The sequence below is a fragment of the Desulfofundulus sp. TPOSR genome, from assembly GCF_011393055.1.
GTDB classification, from domain to species: Bacteria; Bacillota; Desulfotomaculia; order Desulfotomaculales; family Desulfovirgulaceae; genus Desulfofundulus; species Desulfofundulus kuznetsovii.
The window spans coordinates 1,525,513-1,539,071 of sequence record NZ_JAAOEF010000001.1; the positions used below are offsets into that span (position 1 = coordinate 1,525,513).

Sequence of the window (13,559 nt, forward strand, 5' to 3'; positions counted from 1 at the left end):
CAATTCGGGCCAATACATGAGTTCATTATGTATGGGTACCTATATCCACGAGCGTATGAACAGTGGTTTGGGGATCGTATTTCACGGGGGTTTTTAAGCGTGTATCGTTTGGTTTATGCCGATGCTGGGGGGCGTTTTTACGATCATCCTGAAATGGCTGCAGTTGGACGGACCGGGGACCGCTTTGTGGAAATAACCCCTTCTGAGATGATGCCCCTGCCCCGGGGGGCTTCCCTGGTGCTCATTCCGGCCGGGAGCCCGGTGGGGCTCGACCGGCGGGGTAATTTTGTTCTGGTGGAAAGGGTGCGGGGAGTTCCCGTCTTTGCCGTGGCCGCCCTTTTACCCCAGGGCTACACCCGCACCCTTTTGCCGGCTTACCGCCGGCCGGCAGGGGAAAGGCCCCTGCCCCTTTTTGGCTATGCAGCGGTGGCCTGGCATAAGGATGGGTTGTGGGTGGCCGCCCGGCAAACGGACGACCCCCACCGCTGGGATCCCGGGCATTACAATACCCCGGAGCTGGGGCGTTTGATTTCCGGGCGCCTGGGCCGCCGTCCCGGGAATCCCATCCTGGCCCAGCTGGCCCGTTGCGCCCGGGAGTACTCCTGTTTTACCGCCCAGAATATTTTTTACCGCCGCTGGGAGGGAGGAGTACCCGTTTCCCCCCGTTGCAATGCCGGTTGCCTGGGGTGTATCTCCAGGCAGCCGGCTGAATGCTGTCCCTCCCCGCAGGAGCGCATTTCATCCGCTCCCCCGGTGGAAGCGGTGGTGGAGGTAATGGAGGAGCATTTAAGGAGCGCCCCCGGGGCCATTATAAGCTTCGGCCAGGGATGCGAGGGTGAGCCGCTCCTGGCCGCCGGTACCATTGCCGCCGCCATTTCCCGGGTGCGGCGGCTGGTATCCCGGGGGACGATCAATATAAACACCAATGCCGGCCACACTGCCGGCATGGAAAAAATCATCGCCAGTGGGGTTGACTCCATAAGGGTGAGTTTAATCAGCGCCAGGCCTGATATTTATCGTGCCTACCACCGGCCCCGTAATTACGATCTCCAGGACGTGCGCCGTTCCATCGTGCTGGCCCGGCAGGCGGGGGTGTTTGTTTCCCTGAACCTCCTGGTTCTGCCCGGCCTGACCGACCGCGAGGAAGAGATTAAAAGCCTCCTGGCCTTTATCCAGGAGACCGGAGTTCAGATGGTACAATTGCGCAATTTGAACATCGACCCGGACTACCTCTTCGGCCGCCTGCCCCCGGCCCGGGGAGAAATGACCGGTATTGTAGAGTTTATTAACCGGTTAAAGAAAGTGCCGGGTCTTCTGGTGGGGAATTTCAGCCGGGAGGTGTAGCCGTGGCGTACCGGTTTCGGCCTTCTTTTTTGGCCCGGTACATGGCCTGGTCGGCGGCCAGGATCAGACCTTCGGCGTCCCGGCCGTGATCCGGGTAAACCGCCACCCCCAGGCTGATGGTCAGCCGTCCCCCCGTCTGCTTTTCGCCGTGGGGGAAGGAGTGTTTTTCCACCTTCTGGCGCAGTTTTTCCGCTACGGCAACCGCCCCGGCCAGGTCCGTCTGGGGCAGCAGGATGATAAATTCCTCCCCGCCATAGCGGTAGACGGTATCCATGTCCCGGGTGTTGGAAACAAACAAGCCGGCCAGCTGCCGCAGGATTTCGTCCCCGGCCAGGTGCCCGTTGGTATCGTTATAGTTTTTAAAAAAATCCACGTCGGCCATAATTAAGGCCAGGGGGGTGGAGTAACGTTTGGCCCGGGAAAGCTCCCGCTGCAGGTCAAGGGCCAGCTGGCGCCGGTTATACAGGCCGGTCAGGGGGTCCCGGCTGGCCTGGTGTACCAGGGTATCCATCAACTGCTTGCGCCGGATCAGGGAATGGGTGCGAATTAACAATTCCCTTTTATCCACCGGTTTGATCAGGAAATCGTCCGCCCCGCATTCCAGGCCGCGGATTTTTTCCTCCCGTCCCTGGCGGGAAGTGATGAACACCACCGGGGTGTCCTTCAGGCTGGGGTTCTCCTTCAGGTGCCGGCAGACTTCAAAACCGTCCATGCCGGGCAGGACGACGTCCAGGAGAATCATGTCGGGTCTTTGTTGTTCGGCTATACGCAACGCTTCCGCGCCGTCGGCGGCGGTAATTACTTCGATGCCTTCCCCGGTCAGGTACCCGGCCAGGATCTTCCGCTGCAGGGGGCTGTCCTCCACCAGGAGCACCCGGGCCGCCCCTCCGGGTGCCAGGGGGTGGTCGGCAAGTTGCTTTTCCAGCTGGCGCAGGGTAACCACCGATTTTAATCGGGCGGATAATTCCAGCCTGCTAATGGGCTTGTGCAATACCTCGTACACCCGTAACCACGGGCATTCGGGGAAGAGGTCCTGGGGACTGGTGATGAGAATCACCGGCAGGGCGTCCCCCTGCTCCTGTAAAAAAGTGGAGAGACAACCGGAATGGTGCTGCGAGTATAGAGGCTCAAAGATGAGCACATCGGACCAGCCCCGGCGAATGGCCTCAATGGCCTCCTCTTCCCGGGTGGTGATGAGCAAATTAAACAGCTCGTAATCCAGCTGTGAAGCCACAGCCGTGATGGTTTCGCGGCTGCCGGACAACAACAATACCAGCGGGTGAAAAACGGGGCCTGTCAAATTAAAAAAACCTCCTGTTAACGAGGAATATGAGTTCGGTGATGCGAAACAACAACCAGAATACTACATCATTACCTTATCATGAAATTTCGTTCAATTCAAGACTGACAAATCTTGCTCCTTATTATACCCTATGTTATAATAGTAAAGTATGCGATTAAGATGCAGTGAGGTTTTAAGTGAGGTGATTTTCCAGTGAAGGAAGGCATCCACCCCAAATACGGGCCGGCGAGGGTGATTTGCGTCTGCGGCAACACCTTTGAAACCGGTTCGACCAAAAAGGAGCTCAGGGTAGAAATTTGTTCCAAATGCCACCCCTTCTTTACCGGTTCCCAGCGGACTGTGGAGACCAGGGGAAGGGCGGACCGGTTCCGCAAAAAATACGGCTTGAAGTAGGGTAGCAGAGCGGGGGCTCTGCTATTTGCTTGGAGATGCCGCCCGTAAAGGCGAAGATCGCTTTACTTTTTTCGCGGCGGGTAAGCAACGCCCGGGCGGTTTCGCCTCCAGTGAGTATAAGGGGAGAGTATGATGGGCGATTTTCAATACGGCGGGCAGGCCGTCATCGAGGGGGTAATGATGCGGGGACCGGCATTAAGGGCTGTGGCGGTGCGGCGGCCCGATGCCACCGTGGTTCTGGATACCAGGCCCGTGGGTTCCCTGCCTGCCCGCTTCCCCGTGCTGAAATGGCCCCTCGTCAGGGGAGTGGTGGTATTAATTGAATCCCTGGTCATGGGCCTGGAGGCCCTCTCCTTTTCGGCCAACCAGGCGGTGGGGGAGGAGGAGGAACTGAGCACCCGGGACATTGTTTTAACCCTGGCCGTGGCCCTGGCCCTGGGGGTATTTTTGTTCGTGATCCTGCCCGCCGGTCTCGCTCATTTCCTGGCCGGCTTTATGCGGGGGGCTCTGGTCCAGAATTTTGTCGAAGGAGTCATTCGTTTGGGCGTCTTTCTCCTTTATGTGGCCTCCATTGGGATGCTGCCCGATATCCGGCGGGTCTTTCAGTACCACGGGGCGGAACACAAGGTGATCAATGCCTACGAGGCCGGCGAGGAGCTTACCGTGCCCAATGTACAGCGCCACTCCACCTTTCATCCCCGTTGCGGCACCAGTTTCATCCTCATTGTGCTGGTGGTAAGCATTTTTCTTTTCTCCCTGCTGGGTGAGCAGGTGCTCTGGTGGCGGATAACTTCCCGCATTTTGTTGCTGCCCGTGCTGGCGGGAGTTTCCTATGAACTGTTAAAGCTTTCGGCCAGGTATCCCAACTTCTTCCTGTGCCGGCTTTTCATCGTTCCCGGCCGGTGGTTGCAGGGCCTGACCACCCGGGAGCCCGACGACGACCAGGTGGAAGTGGCCATCTCAGCCCTGGGAGCGGTGCTAGGAGGTGAGGCAAGGCATGCTGGACAAACTGGACAGCCTGGAGCAGCGCTATGAGGAATTGAGCAACCTTATTGCCGACCCGGAAGTAATTAACGACCGGTCGCGCTGGCAGCAATATGTCAAAGCCCACGCGGAACTGGAAGAGATCGTCGGCGTGTACCGCGAGTATAAAAAGGTGTGCCGGGACATCCGGGAGGCAAAGGAACTCTTGCGGGAAAAGCTGGAGCCGGATTTCCGGGAACTGGTGGAGACGGAACTTGAGGCGCAGGAGGAGAAGAAAGGGGAACTGGAGCACAAATTAAAAGTGCTTTTGCTGCCCAGGGACCCCAATGATGAGAAGAACGTCATTATGGAAATACGCGCCGGTACCGGCGGGGAAGAGGCGGCCCTTTTTGCCGCCGACCTGTTTCGCATGTACACCCGGTATGCCGAGCGCCAGGGCTGGAAAATTGATTTGATGAATACCAGCTACACCGATCTGGGCGGTATCAAGGAAGTCATTTTTCTCATCGAGGGCAGGGGGGCATACAGCAAGTTGAAGTTTGAAAGCGGCGTGCACCGGGTGCAGCGGGTGCCCACCACCGAATCGGGGGGGCGCATCCATACTTCTGCCGCGACGGTGGCCGTCCTGCCGGAAGCCGAGGAAGTGGATGTGGAGATCAACCCCAACGACCTGCGCATAGATGTCTTTTGTTCCACCGGGCCGGGCGGCCAGTCGGTGAACACAACCCAGTCCGCGGTGCGCATTACCCACCTGCCCACGGGAATCGTGGTCTCCTGCCAGGATGAAAAAAGCCAGCACAAAAACAAGGAAAAGGCCATGCGGGTCCTGCGGGCCCGTTTGCTGGACCGGCTGCAGGAGGAGCAACAGCAAAAAATTGCCTCCGCCCGCCGGTCCATGGTCGGTACCGGGGACCGCAGCGAGCGGATCCGCACTTATAACTTTCCGCAAAACCGCGTCACCGACCACCGCATCGGTTTAACCATCCACCGCCTTGAGGAAGTGCTCATGGGCGAGCTGGATGAAATTATCGACGCCCTGGTCACCACGGATCAGGCCCGGCGCCTGCAACAGGTGGATAACGCATAAATCAAGGGGAGTTATTTTATGGATATCGCTGCCGCCCTGGCCAGGGCCAGGGCTTTCCTGCACCAAAAGGGCATTGAAGCCGCCCCCCTGGAGGCGGAGGTGCTCCTGGCCCATGTTACCGGCACGGACCGGGTGGGTTTATACCGGGAGGCCAACCGCCCCCTCAGCCTGGAGGAAGAGGAAAAATTCCAGGAGTTGCTGCAAAGACGCGCCGCCGGGGAACCGGTGGCCTACCTGACGGGCTGCCGGGAGTTTATGGGGCTTACCTTCCGGGTCACCCGGGATGTACTCATTCCCCGTCCGGAAACGGAGCTTTTGGTGGAGGTGGCCCTGGAGCTTTTGACCGGGGGGACGGTGCCGGGTGAAGAGCGGCTTTTCCTGGCCGATGTGGGCACGGGCAGCGGGGCCATTGCCGTCAGCCTGGCCCGCTACCTGGGCAAGAGCACCATCTATGCCACCGACATTTCTCCGGCGGCCCTGGCGGTGGCCGCCGAAAACGCCCGGCGGCAAGGGGTAGCCGGCCGCATTATTTTTTTAGCCGGGGACTTGCTGTCCCCGCTGCAAAAAGTCCTTCCACCCGGCAGCCTGTCCCTGGTGGCCGCCAACCTGCCCTACATACCGTCGGCTGCCGTTGGCCAGTTGATGCCGGATGTGGCCCGCTATGAGCCGCACCTGGCTTTGGACGGCGGCTGTGACGGCCTGGAGTTCTACCGGCGCCTGGTTCCCCAGGCCCGGGAGTTGCTGGCGCCGGGCGGGTACCTGCTCATGGAGATCGATCCTTCCCAGGCCCCTCTCATGGCCCGGTTGCTTCCGGAAGGTACCTGGCGCTACCGGGTGCGGCGGGACCTGGCCGGCCGGGAGCGGTTGGTGGTGGCACAGCTTATGGCTTCTTCTCCCCCGGGGAAACCCTTCCGGGGTGATGTACTAAAAAGCCGACCATGCGGTGAGTACACCGGTGAAAAAAATTAAGAGGCCGCTGGTCACCGTGAGCCAGCGCCAGCTGCGCTGACCCAGCATGTTCTGGGCCAGGTGGGAAAGCCTCACGAAAAGCAGCCCCACCCCCACCAGGGCCAGCGCCCCTCCCAGGCCAAAGGCCAGCACAAGGCTCAGGCCCACCAGGGGTGTACCGCTGCCGATGGAGAGCAGCATTACCGTCAAAGCCCCCGGACAGGGGACCAGACCGTTTGTGACTCCCACCAGTAACAGCCCCCAGCGGTCCCGGCGTACTCCGGCTTCCACCGGCAGGTATCCCGGCCGCCCGCAGCGGGGGCAGCAGCCACCCCCCATAAAAAGCAGCCGCAGGCCGATAAAAGCAATGAGCACGCCCGAGATCAGCTGCAGCCACACTTCCAGTTCCTGCCGGGGCACTCCCGCCGCCGCCACGGTGAGCCAGGTGACCCAGCGGGCGCCCATGGCCAGGACCAGCACCACCAGGGTATGGGTGGCCGCCGTGATCAGCCCCAGTAGCAGCGCATCTACAGCCCGTCCCCGGGAAAGAACCAGGTAGGCCCCCATAATGCTCTTACCGTGTCCCGGTTCCAGGGCGTGCAGGAGGCCCAGGCCAAAGGCCGATAAATGGGTAACGCCGAAAATCAAACCCCTCACCCCGACCGCAAAAATTCCTACGACTGAACAGGACACTACAGCATATTATCCCGGTACCATTTTTTAGAACGGCGGTTCTTGACAAAAGATGGGTTATTTGATTAAATAATAAATGTTAGTACATTGGAATAATTCTTATCTAGGAGGCATACCTATGAAACTGGAGGAGGCGCTGCGCAAGCTAAAAGCGCAGGGTGTGCGCCTGACGCCGCAGCGTCAGGAAGTGCTGCGCATTTTGATCGAAGAGGCGGATGGGGAGGAGCACCTCAGCGCCGAGGAAATCTGGCGCCTGGTCCAGAAACGTTACGCCAGCGTCAGTTTTGATACCATTTACCGCACCTTACACCTTTTGATCCGTTGCGGTCTGGCCAGCGAACTGGATTTCTCCGACGGCTGCCGGCGTTTCGAGTTTGCCGGTAATGGGCACCACCACCACCTGGTTTGCCTGAAGTGCGGCCGGGCTGAGGAACTCGCCTTTTGCCCCGAGGACTGCCTGGCCCGGGTGCAGGTTGAGAGGCCGGGGTTCAAAATTACCGGCCACGCGTTTAAAATCTACGGATATTGCCAAAGATGTCAGTAAGCACTAACCGGACTTCACTGCCAGGCCGGAAGGGATTTGCAGGTACCATAATAATTTGATGCGGGGGGTCTTAAGATTTGAAACCGCGGGGATTTTTTTTGCTCTTGATCGGCCTGTTGTTGATTTGGTTGCCCGGATGCAGCGACGCCCCCACCTCCGCCCCGCCGGGGAAGGAGAAAATAGCGGTGGTGGCCACAATCTATCCCCTTTACGATTTTGCCCGCCAGGTGGGGGGAGACAGGGTGGAGGTGACCAGGCTCCTGCCTGCCGGCGCGGAGCCCCACACCTGGGAACCGACGCCCAGAGATATGGCTGCTCTTACCCGGGCAAAGGTCTTCATCTATAACGGCGCCGGTATGGAACCCTGGGTCCAGCGGCAGTTGGGCATGCTTGAAGAAAAGGGGGTAAAAGTGGTCGAGGCCAGCCGGGGCCTGGATCTTATTACCGGTAGCCCGGAACACCGCCATGAACGCCACGAGGGAGAGGTGGACCCTCATGTCTGGCTGGACCCGGTGCTGGCGCAGGAAATGGTAAAGAATATACGGGATGCCTTTATGGCTGTGGATCCGGACCACGCATCCTACTACAAATCCCGGGCCGAAGAGTACATAGCCGGGCTCCAGGACCTTGACCGGGAGTACCGGGAAGCCGTGCAAAGCTTCAAGAGGCGGGAGATCGTTACCTCCCACGCGGCCTTTGGCTACCTGGCCCGGCGTTACGGGCTGCGCCAGGTGGCGGTAATGGGCCTTTCCCCCGAGAGTGAACCCGATCCGGCCCGTATGCGCGAGATTGTGGCCTTTTGCCGGAAGCACAATGTCAAGTATATTTTCTTTGAAACCCTTGTCAGCCCCAAAATATCCCAGGCCCTGGCCCGGGAAGTGGGGGCCCAAACACTGGTGCTCAACCCCATGGGGAACATAACTCCGGAGGAGGAAAGCCGGGGGGAAAATTATCTCTCCATCATGAGGCACAACCTGGTCAACCTGAAGATTGCCCTGGGGGATAAATCATGAATCCGGTAGTAGAAGTACGGGATTTATTCTTTAGCTACGGTGAGGAAATGGCTCTGGAGCGGATTAACCTCACCGTGGCCAGAGGGGATTTCCTGGCCCTGATAGGGCCCAACGGTTCGGGCAAGACAACTCTGATCAAATTGATCCTGGGTCTTTTGAAACCCCTTTCCGGAGAGGTAAGATTGTTTGGCGTTCCGGTACAGCGTTTTCACCAGTGGCACCGGGTTGGCTATGTGCCCCAGAAGGCCACCAGTTTTGATGTCCGTTTTCCGGCCACGGTGGAGGAGGTGGTCCTGTCCGGCCGTTTCGGCCTCCTGGGTCCGGGGCGCCGGCCGGGGAGGGAAGACCGCCGGGCAGTGGAGGAAGCCCTGGAACTGGTAGGAATGGGCGGCGCAGGCCACCGAATCATCGGCCGCCTTTCCGGCGGACAGCAGCAGCGGGTGTTTATTGCCCGGGCGCTGGTGGGCAAGCCCGAACTGCTGGTGCTGGACGAGCCGGTGGTGGGTTTGGACAGCCGGGCGCTTGATTCCTTTTATTCCCTGCTGGAGCACCTGAACAGGGATATGGGTATTACCCTGATCACCGTAACCCATGACACCGGCACCGTGGCCCGGCGGGTGGGCAGGGTGGCCTGCATCAACAAGCGCTTGATTTGCCACGGCACCCCGTCCCAGGTGCTGACCGCCGCCAACCTGGCCCGCCTCTACGGGGCGCCGGTCCGGCGGGTGGTACACAGCCACTAGACTATGCATCCCACACCACAAACGGGATGGGTTTTCAGGGGCGATTTTCTATCAAAGAAGGGAACTCATTATGGGGGAAATTTTCTCGTATGATTTTATGGTCCGGGCGCTGCTGGCCGGGCTGGTGATTGGTTTGCTCTGCCCGGCGGTAGGCGTGTTTCTGGTTATGCGCCGCTACGCCTTCATGGCCGACACCCTGGCCCACGTCTCCCTGGCCGGGGTGGCTCTGGGCATGATCCTGGGCGTTTTCCCATCCCTGACCACCCTGGGGGTAACCCTGGCGGCGGCGGTGGGCGTCGAGCGCCTGCGGGCCACCGGCCGGCTGCACGGGGAGGCCGTCCTGGCTCTGATGTTGAGCACCGGCCTGGCCCTGGCCGTGGTCCTGATCAGCCTGGCCCGGGGTTTTAACGTGGACATTATGGGCTACCTGTTCGGCAGCATTCTCACCGTCGGTCCCGGAGACCTGCTCCTGATCCTGGCGGTGGGGGCTGTAGCCCTGGCGTTGCTGTCCTTTTTCTACAAAGAGCTGTTTTTTATCTCCTTTGATGAAGAATGCGCCCGGGTGGCCGGTTTGCCGGTGGACCGCCTGAATATGCTCTTCATCCTGCTGGTGGCCCTGACCGTAACTATAGCCACCAGGGTGGTGGGGATTTTGCTGGTCAGCGCCCTGATGGTCATCCCGGTGCTTACCGCCCAGTTGTTCTCCGGCAGCTTCCGGCGCCTCTTCTGGCTTTCCCTGGTCCTGGGTGTAACGGTGTGCTTCTGGGGTCTGATCCTTTCCTACCATCTGGGCACGGCTCCCGGCGGCTCCATCGTCCTGCTGGCGGCGGCGGTTTTCGTGCTGGTCCAGCTCGGTACGGCCGCCTGGCGTGCCTGGCAGCGCCGCCGCCTGGTCAATGGTGCAGAAGAGGGAAAGGGCTATTTGATTACCAGCCGGCGTACCAGGTAAAGGGGCAGGGGAAACAGCGCGATAGCCAGGGCCGCAAGCCAGATGAAATCCCAGATTAAACCGGGATGCACCTGGCCCAGCACCAGGCCGCGCACCAGGTTGACCACGTGATAAAGGGGGCTGGCCCAGGCCAGCTTTTGCATGATCTGGGGCAGGCCGCTTAAAGGGAAGAAGACGCCGGAAAAGAGAAAAAGGGGCGTCATGATCAGGGAGAAGAAATAATTGAAATTTTCTATGTTGGGCACGAGCCCCGTCCAGATCATGGAAAGAACGGCAAACAAGAACCCCGCCACGGCCAGCACCGGGGGCACCAGCAGCGCCCAGGGCGAGGCCACCAGGCCCAGGGCCAGGATGACCGCCAGGATCACCGAGCCGTACAGGATGCTCTTGAAGGTGCCGAAAAGTATTTCAGCCACAATTATGTCGTCCATGCTCACCGGGGTGGCCACCATGGCATGGAAGGTTTTCTGGTATTCCATGCGCACGAAAGTGCCGTAGGTGCATTCGTAACTGGTGGCGAACATGGCCGACGAAGCCACCAGTCCGGGAGCCAGGTAGTTCAGGTAGGGCAACCCTTCCATGGGTTGCACGTAGGCACCCAGGCCCAGTCCCAGCGCTGCAATGTACAGGAGGGGCTCGAAAAAATTAAAGGAAAGGTTGGTTTTCCAGTTGCGGCTGAAGACGATCAGGTGGCGGCGCAGCACCTGCCATACCAGCGGGGAAACGTCCGGGGCTCTCATGCCCGCAACCCCCTTCCGGTGAGCTTTAAGAACACGTCCTCCAGGGTGGCGGGGCGCAGCAGCAGGTGGGAGAAACGCACGGGCATGTCCTGCAGGGCCTGGAGGACGGCCTGGCCGTTATCCCGGGGGAAAAGGAAGAGGCTGTCCCCTACCGCCAGGTGTCCCCGGAGCAGGTGATTTGTTCGCCCCACAATCATTGCCGCCGTATCATCGCAGTTGACCGCCGGCTGGAACTGTTCGGCGCACTCCATCCTGCCCAGGCCCACCTCCACCACTTCCCGGCCGATGTGTTTGGCCACCAGCCCCTGGGGGTCGCCTTCCTCCAGAATTTCGCCCCGGTCCATGATCACCAGCCGGTCGCAGAGCTGGCTGGCCTCTTCCAGGTAATGGGTGGTCAGCAGCAGGGTCACCCCCCGTTCTTTCAGGCGGCGCAGGCGCTGCCAGACCAGGTGGCGGGCCTGGGGGTCGAGTCCCGTGGTTGGTTCGTCCAGGATCACCAGGTCGGGGTTGTTGATGAGCGCCCGGGCAATGGTGAGGCGGCGTCTCATGCCCCCGGAGAGGCGGTCCACCCTGTCGTTGGCCCGGTCGGCCAGGTCGAAGAACTCCAGCAGCTCCATGGCCCGGGTACGAGCGGTGGCGGCCGGGATGCGGAAATAATTGGCGTAGACCAGCAGGTTTTGCAGCACCTTTAAATCCGGGTCCAGGTTGTTTTCCTGGGGCACCACTCCCAGGCGGCTTTTTATTTCCCGGGGCTTTTTTTGTACTTCCATGCCCAGGACGGTGAGCCTCCCGGAAGTGACGGGGGACAGGCAGTAGATCATATTCACGGTGGTTGTTTTTCCCGCCCCGTTGGGGCCGAGAAATCCGAAGCATTCCCGGTGGCGCACGCGAAAGTCGATGCCGCGTACCGCCACTTTACCGTTATATTCCTTGGTTAGCTTTTCGGCAACTATGACATCCATCCTCGTCTCTCCGGAAAATGCTGGTTTTAAAAAATTAAGTTTGGTGTTTGCTTGACTCAATATTTTAATATAAAAACACCGTTCCTACCACCTGTATCTTTTTGGCGCCATTTTGTGGTATACTTTTTGTGGTATACTAACAGGCAAAGTTTACAAGTCGAAGGTGTTACCATGGAGCAGCGGACAGCGTACTGGCGGGTGGATCCGATCAAACCCGATCCCCGGATCATGGCCCGGGCCGGGTTAATTTTGCGTCAGGGAGGACTCGTGGCCTTTCCCACCGAAACGGTTTACGGCCTGGGAGCCAATGCCCTGGATGGCCTCGCCGTAGCCCGCATCTTTGAAGTCAAAGGGCGCCCCCAGGACAATCCCCTGATTGTCCACGTGGCCGACCGGGAAACGGCGTGCCGGTTGGTCCGCAGGGTGCCCGCCGGTGCGGGCAAGCTGATGGACGCCTTCTGGCCGGGGCCCCTCACCCTGGTGCTGCCCGCGGCACCTGTTGTTCCCCGCCAGGTCACGGCGGGGCTGGACAGCGTGGGCATACGCATGCCCGATCACCAAGTGGCCCTGGCCCTGATTGCGGCTGCGGGCGTGCCGGTGGCGGCGCCCAGCGCCAACCTTTCCGGCCGCCCCAGCCCCACTACCGCCGGGCACGTTCTACAAGATCTGAACGGTCGCATTGAAGTCGTCCTGGACGCCGGTCCAGCGGGGGTGGGTCTTGAGTCGACAGTGCTGGATCTTACCGGGGATGTACCCGTGATTCTCCGTCCAGGGGGTATAACTCGAGAGGAACTGGAAAAGGTTATTGGTGAAGTGCGGGTAGACCCGGGCGTTGATGGACGGTCCGGCGGAGAGTTCCGCCCCCGTTCGCCGGGCATGAAGTACCGGCATTACGCCCCCCGGGTTCCCCTGGTGCTGGTGGAGGGGGAACCGGAACGGGTGGCGGCTCGCTTGAAGGAACTGGCCGGAATTTACCGGTCCCGGGGTCTGCGGGTGGGGGTCCTGGCTACCGCCGAGACGGCCGGGGAATACAACGGGAGCCGGGTGGTGGTGGCCGGCCCGCGGCAGGACCCTGCCGCCATTGCTTCCCGTCTTTTTGCCGCCCTGCGGCAGCTTGATGAGCTGGGGGTGGATGTCATTCTAGCCGAGGGTATTGAGCCCCGGGGTTTGGGACTGGCCGTAATGAACCGCCTGCGGCGGGCCGCGGGCAACCGCATTGAGCGGATGTGAGGCTCACCGGAGCGAGCGAGAGCCAAAACAGGCCCGGTTGGAAAGTGGGGATAACTCAGCATAGAAGGTGTTTTCTGGAGGCTACAGCGGTGAGTATTCCAACCTTGCTTTTGCTGGCGGGGGCCCTGGGCACCGACGCCTTTTCCCTGTGCCTGGGCATTGGGATGACCGGGGTCAAACGCCTGCAAATATTGCTCATTACTTTGACCGTGCTTCTTTTTCATATTGCCATGCCCCTTGTGGGCTTTCAAGTGGGGGAACTGGTGGGGGGCCTCCTGGGTCGCGCGGCCACCATAGCGGGAGCAGTGCTGCTCCTTTACCTGGGGCTGCGCATGATCAGGGAAGCCTTTAGCGACGAAGAACCGCGCGTTGTTCTTCTAAACAACTGGGGGTTGTTTCTTCTGGGGGCCAGCGTAAGCATGGATGCTTTGAGCGTAGGTTTTACCCTGGGTACCCTGCGGACGCAGCTGCTTTTTACCGTAATCACCTTCGGGCTGGTGGCCGGCCTGATGACCTTTTCCGGGCTGGTGCTGGGCCGCTACCTGGGGCATGTGGTGGGGGAACGGGCGCAGCTTTTGGGCGGGCTGATCCTGGTGGGTATCGGGGTCAAGCTCTTTTTGTGAGCG

15 protein-coding genes are annotated in these 13,559 nt (G+C 60.2%); 11 read left to right on the top strand and 4 right to left on the bottom strand.

Annotated elements, in window-relative coordinates; translation table 11 throughout:
* Positions 1 to 99: 99 nt before the first annotated feature.
* Entirely contained in the window at positions 100 to 1,344 is a 1,245-nt protein-coding gene (locus G7K71_RS07565) for a radical SAM protein (protein ID WP_313884907.1), read from the top strand.
* On the opposite strand, the gene G7K71_RS07570 is transcribed toward G7K71_RS07565, so the two are convergent.
* Positions 1,328 to 2,644 (bottom strand): diguanylate cyclase, encoded by a 1,317-nt coding sequence (locus tag G7K71_RS07570; RefSeq protein ID WP_166344664.1) that lies wholly within the window; start codon positions 2,642 to 2,644, stop codon positions 1,328 to 1,330. The genes G7K71_RS07565 and G7K71_RS07570 overlap by 17 nt on opposite strands.
* A 195-nt stretch (positions 2,645 to 2,839) precedes the next feature.
* On the opposite strand from G7K71_RS07570, the gene rpmE reads away from it, so the two are divergent.
* The 4 genes from rpmE (at position 2,840) to prmC (ending at position 6,080) form a co-directional block, all read left to right on the top strand.
* Positions 2,840 to 3,040 (top strand): 50S ribosomal protein L31, encoded by a 201-nt coding sequence (rpmE, locus tag G7K71_RS07575; protein ID WP_013824439.1) that lies wholly within the window; start codon positions 2,840 to 2,842, stop codon positions 3,038 to 3,040.
* Between the two features lie 129 nt (positions 3,041 to 3,169).
* Positions 3,170 to 4,075 carry a DUF1385 domain-containing protein gene (locus G7K71_RS07580; protein WP_166344666.1) on the top strand — a complete coding sequence of 302 codons (906 nt, stop codon included), beginning with the start codon at positions 3,170 to 3,172 and terminating at the stop codon, positions 4,073 to 4,075.
* A complete protein-coding gene (gene prfA / locus G7K71_RS07585; RefSeq protein ID WP_166344668.1) occupies positions 4,038 to 5,111 on the top strand; it encodes a peptide chain release factor 1 in 1,074 nt (357 codons plus the stop codon). Before G7K71_RS07580 ends, prfA begins: the two co-directional genes overlap by 38 nt.
* Before the next feature lie 18 nt (positions 5,112 to 5,129).
* Entirely contained in the window at positions 5,130 to 6,080 is a 951-nt protein-coding gene (prmC, locus tag G7K71_RS07590; RefSeq protein WP_166344670.1) for a peptide chain release factor N(5)-glutamine methyltransferase, read from the top strand.
* Here the strand turns inward: prmC and G7K71_RS07595 are convergent.
* Entirely contained in the window at positions 6,036 to 6,716 is a 681-nt protein-coding gene (locus tag G7K71_RS07595) for a sulfite exporter TauE/SafE family protein (protein ID WP_166345194.1), read from the bottom strand. The genes prmC and G7K71_RS07595 overlap by 45 nt on opposite strands.
* Positions 6,717 to 6,870: 154 nt before the next feature.
* On the opposite strand from G7K71_RS07595, the gene G7K71_RS07600 reads away from it, so the two are divergent.
* From G7K71_RS07600 to G7K71_RS07615, 4 genes are all read left to right on the top strand, one after another.
* Positions 6,871 to 7,296: a Fur family transcriptional regulator gene (locus G7K71_RS07600; RefSeq protein ID WP_166344672.1), complete on the top strand. Its 426-nt coding sequence runs from the start codon at positions 6,871 to 6,873 to the stop codon at positions 7,294 to 7,296.
* 77 nt (positions 7,297 to 7,373) lie between these two features.
* Entirely contained in the window at positions 7,374 to 8,309 is a 936-nt protein-coding gene (locus G7K71_RS07605) for a metal ABC transporter substrate-binding protein (RefSeq protein WP_166344674.1), read from the top strand.
* Positions 8,306 to 9,052: a metal ABC transporter ATP-binding protein gene (locus G7K71_RS07610; RefSeq protein WP_013824432.1), complete on the top strand. Its 747-nt coding sequence runs from the start codon at positions 8,306 to 8,308 to the stop codon at positions 9,050 to 9,052. The genes G7K71_RS07605 and G7K71_RS07610 overlap by 4 nt, the downstream gene beginning before the upstream one ends.
* A gap of 70 nt (positions 9,053 to 9,122) precedes the next feature.
* On the top strand, positions 9,123 to 10,001 hold the full coding sequence (locus G7K71_RS07615; RefSeq protein ID WP_166344676.1) for a metal ABC transporter permease: 879 nt from the start codon (positions 9,123 to 9,125) through the stop codon (positions 9,999 to 10,001).
* On the opposite strand, the gene G7K71_RS07620 is transcribed toward G7K71_RS07615, so the two are convergent.
* Both G7K71_RS07620 and G7K71_RS07625 read right to left on the bottom strand, forming a co-directional pair.
* A complete protein-coding gene (locus G7K71_RS07620) occupies positions 9,971 to 10,741 on the bottom strand; it encodes an ABC transporter permease (RefSeq protein WP_166344678.1) in 771 nt (256 codons plus the stop codon). The two genes, G7K71_RS07615 and G7K71_RS07620, sit on opposite strands and share 31 nt — an antisense overlap.
* Positions 10,738 to 11,703 carry an ABC transporter ATP-binding protein gene (locus G7K71_RS07625; protein WP_166344680.1) on the bottom strand — a complete coding sequence of 322 codons (966 nt, stop codon included), beginning with the start codon at positions 11,701 to 11,703 and terminating at the stop codon, positions 10,738 to 10,740. Before G7K71_RS07625 ends, G7K71_RS07620 begins: the two co-directional genes overlap by 4 nt.
* A 171-nt stretch (positions 11,704 to 11,874) precedes the next feature.
* Between G7K71_RS07625 and G7K71_RS07630 the strand changes: the two genes are divergently transcribed.
* Entirely contained in the window at positions 11,875 to 12,933 is a 1,059-nt protein-coding gene (locus tag G7K71_RS07630; protein WP_166344682.1) for an L-threonylcarbamoyladenylate synthase, read from the top strand.
* A gap of 89 nt (positions 12,934 to 13,022) precedes the next feature.
* Positions 13,023 to 13,556, top strand: coding sequence for a manganese efflux pump MntP family protein (locus G7K71_RS07635; RefSeq protein WP_166344684.1), 534 nt, complete (start codon positions 13,023 to 13,025; stop codon positions 13,554 to 13,556).
* The last annotated feature ends 3 nt before the right edge of the window (positions 13,557 to 13,559 follow it).

Excerpts from the sequence above, each read along its gene's own strand:
- G7K71_RS07600 (WP_166344672.1), top strand. The coding sequence starts at position 6,871 with ATGAAACTGGAGGAGGCGCTGCGCAAGCTAAAAGCGCAGGGTGTGCGC.
- G7K71_RS07630 (WP_166344682.1), top strand. The coding sequence starts at position 11,875 with ATGGAGCAGCGGACAGCGTACTGGCGGGTGGATCCGATCAAACCCGAT.
- prfA (WP_166344668.1), top strand. The coding sequence starts at position 4,038 with ATGCTGGACAAACTGGACAGCCTGGAGCAGCGCTATGAGGAATTGAGC.
- G7K71_RS07625 (WP_166344680.1), bottom strand. The coding sequence starts at position 11,703 with ATGGATGTCATAGTTGCCGAAAAGCTAACCAAGGAATATAACGGTAAA.
- G7K71_RS07610 (WP_013824432.1), top strand. The coding sequence starts at position 8,306 with ATGAATCCGGTAGTAGAAGTACGGGATTTATTCTTTAGCTACGGTGAG.
- G7K71_RS07580 (WP_166344666.1), top strand. The coding sequence starts at position 3,170 with ATGATGGGCGATTTTCAATACGGCGGGCAGGCCGTCATCGAGGGGGTA.
- prmC (WP_166344670.1), top strand. The coding sequence starts at position 5,130 with ATGGATATCGCTGCCGCCCTGGCCAGGGCCAGGGCTTTCCTGCACCAA.
- G7K71_RS07620 (WP_166344678.1), bottom strand. The coding sequence starts at position 10,741 with ATGAGAGCCCCGGACGTTTCCCCGCTGGTATGGCAGGTGCTGCGCCGC.
- G7K71_RS07615 (WP_166344676.1), top strand. The coding sequence starts at position 9,123 with ATGGGGGAAATTTTCTCGTATGATTTTATGGTCCGGGCGCTGCTGGCC.